2 protein-coding genes and 1 pseudogene are annotated in these 2,643 nt (G+C 61.1%); 2 read left to right on the top strand and 1 reads right to left on the bottom strand.

Features of this window, described 5'->3' with window-relative positions; translation table 11 throughout:
• Window positions 1–1,235, bottom strand: a pseudogene (locus A3754_RS12600) (ATP-binding protein); the annotation flags it as partial.
• 217 nt (window positions 1,236–1,452) lie between these two features.
• Between A3754_RS12600 and A3754_RS12595 the strand changes: the two are divergent.
• Both A3754_RS12595 and A3754_RS12590 read left to right on the top strand, forming a co-directional pair.
• Window positions 1,453–1,860, top strand: coding sequence for a CBS domain-containing protein (locus A3754_RS12595; RefSeq protein ID WP_007149946.1), 408 nt, complete (start codon window positions 1,453–1,455; stop codon window positions 1,858–1,860).
• 121 nt (window positions 1,861–1,981) lie between these two features.
• Window positions 1,982–2,473, top strand: coding sequence for a DUF962 domain-containing protein (locus tag A3754_RS12590; protein WP_063519970.1), 492 nt, complete (start codon window positions 1,982–1,984; stop codon window positions 2,471–2,473).
• Window positions 2,474–2,643: the final 170 nt, after the last annotated feature.

Below are 2,643 nucleotides of genomic sequence, written 5' to 3'. Positions count from 1 at the left end.
GTCTGTCCGCCGCCCAGGTAGGCGTTGGCACTCTGGGCGACACGCATGACCAGCCATTCGCCAATCAGGCAGAGCAGGCCATAGATGACATACAGCTGCGCCAGCGGCAGCAGCCACAGCAGAATCTTGCTGGAGGGGGTGTCCAGCAGCGGATCCAGGCGGCCCAGTACCAGCCAGATCAGAATCCACGGCAGAATCGGCGCCAGCCCGCTGATCAGGCGGCTGGCATTGAGCAGCCAGCGGCGCTCGCCACTGAGTTGCACCACCCGGTCATGCAGAGAGAGTGCCCAGCGGCGGGTGCGCTGCGCTAGATGAATCAGTAGCCAGAAACCCACCACCCCGAGAATCAGCGCCAGAATATTTTGCACCACCGGCATGAAGCCGCCATTGCGGATAGGGCCATTCAGGTCGTAGCGCATCAACGACACAATATCGAGCACGCGCAGGCCGATGCGCTGGCTTTCATGCTGCAACAGCACCGGGGCCTGGGCGAGGCCGCCCAGGTTGTTGATCTGGTCCAGCAGTGGGCGGTTCTGCCACAGTTCGGAGCGCAGTGTGCGTACGTCTTTCTGAATGTCCAGCCGGGTCTTGAGCAGGCTGCGCCAGGCGGTGGAGCTGGCTCCGCTAGGGGGGCGCAATGAGGGTAGCTGTAACCACAGCTCATCCAGCGTTTGCAGTGCGTCTGCAGGGGCGTTCTGTAGTTTGCCCAGCACCGCCCACACTTGTTGGATGTGCTGTTGTAGTACCTGGCTCGCCTGGCGAATGGAAGGGTCCGTCTCCGGGGTGTCGGACAGCGCCTGCAGTTTTGCATGGTGCGTTGCCAGATTCAGGAAGGCCTGGCGCTGGGGGAAATTGAGGCCGAAAAACGCTTGTCGCAAGGTGTAGAGCGATTGCTCCAGGGTGTTGATCTGTTGAGTCAGGGTGTCGATATCGTTCTGCAGGGCCGGGCATTTGCTGTCGACCACGGACAGCGGCTGCGGGTCGATCAGGGGCAGTAGCGGCCGCTGGTTCAGGGGGCGCCCGAGCAAGGTGTTGATCTGGTGCGGGGTGGGAATGTCGCCATCGAAAATGGATTGCAGGGTGTAGCGATCCGTACGCAGTTGTTGGCGCTGCTGTTTCAGCTGGGCGAGCGTCAGTTCGGCGGCATCACAGGCGGCATTTTCAGCAGCCTGAAGCGGGGAAATAACCAACAGGGCCAACAGCCCGAAAACCAGCCAGACGCGGGGCGATACCATTCGCTATTCCTCTGCTCCATGTAGGCCTGCGGTCAGGCTTTTGTGGTCATGCGTTGTGGCCATTGTAGGAAGGCGATGCCTGCGTTGTATAGCGATTGCCGGAATTGATCGCCGGCATGGGCAAGAACCGCAGGCAGGGGCTCGTTGGGGAGTGCTATAGTCAAAGCCATGAATCTGGACTGCCCGGCATTGGCCGGGTTGGCAGAAGGAGAGCGACATGCAAGAGATGACCGTACGTGCCTTGATGGCAAAGCACCCCATGGCAATCAAGACCGGCACCGAGCTCACCGAAGTGGTGGATGCCCTGCTGCAGCACAAGTTCACCGGGTTACCGGTGGTGGACAGCCAGAACAAGGTGGTGGGGTTTGTCTCCGAACAGGACTGCCTGCGCAAGCTGCTGATTTCCAGTTATCACTGTGAAGGGGCGCTGGTGGTGGAAGACTTCATGCACGATCAACCGCTGACGGTGAAAGAAGACGATTCTGCGGTGAACGTGGCGGAGCTGATGGTCACGGAAAAACCCAAAATCTACCCGGTGGTGGATGCCCAGGGCATCCTGACCGGCCTGCTGACCCGCGAGCAGGTGCTGCGTGCGCTGAAAGACAGCCGGCGCGGCTGCGACTGAGCGTCTCGTCTGCCGGTTTCCCAGGGGGCACCGCGCGGGATAACCCCTGCGTACAATTTCCGGGTGTGAGCTGCCGCTAAGCTGTGTGGCAGCTCAAAACAACAACTCGGGAGAGCTGTCCATGCGTGATCTCAATACCTTTCTGGCGGACTACGGCGATAGCCACCGCAATCCAGTGAATCAATGGGTGCACATCCTTTGTGTGCCGGCCATTTTCGTGTCCACCCTGGGGCTGTTCTGGCTGATCCCATTGGGGCACTGGCTGGGGCTGGAAGGCAGCCTGGCGTACTGGGTTAATGGCGGCACCCTGCTGGCCGCTGTCTGCATGCCTTTCTATTTACGCATGTCCCCAGGCATGACCGTGCTGATGGCAGCCTGGCTGGCGCTGTCGATTGCCGCGGTGGTGGCTGTGGATCGCAGCGCCCTGTCGCTGGGCTGGAGTGCGGCGGTGCTGTGGCTGTTGGCCTGGGCGGTACAAGTGTGGGGCCACAAGGTAGAGGGCAAGAAGCCGTCGTTTGTGGATGATCTGGTGTTTCTGCTGGTCGGTCCCATGTTCGTCAGCATCGAGCTGGCCCACAAGCTGGGGCTGCGCCGCTCCGGTGTGGTGAATTGATTCTGCGCTGATGAGCGTTGCCTGCCCGGCCCCGGGCGGGCACTATTTCCGGCATGTCTGTATCTTCGCCGGTTTCCCATCCCCGTTTGCTGACCCCGCTGTTTTTGTGGCAGGGGGGCTGGCTGATGGCGCTTTCCTCGCTGCATAACCAGCCCCATCAGCATGTGGCG

It is taken from the genome of Alcanivorax sp. HI0083 (assembly GCF_001635175.1).
This window is presented reverse-complemented; position numbering and strand designations above follow the sequence as displayed.

Bases quoted from the DNA above. Each gene is read 5' to 3' on its own strand.
- A3754_RS12595 (WP_007149946.1), top strand. From the start codon at position 1,453: ATGCAAGAGATGACCGTACGTGCCTTGATGGCAAAGCACCCCATGGCA.
- A3754_RS12590 (WP_063519970.1), top strand. From the start codon at position 1,982: ATGCGTGATCTCAATACCTTTCTGGCGGACTACGGCGATAGCCACCGC.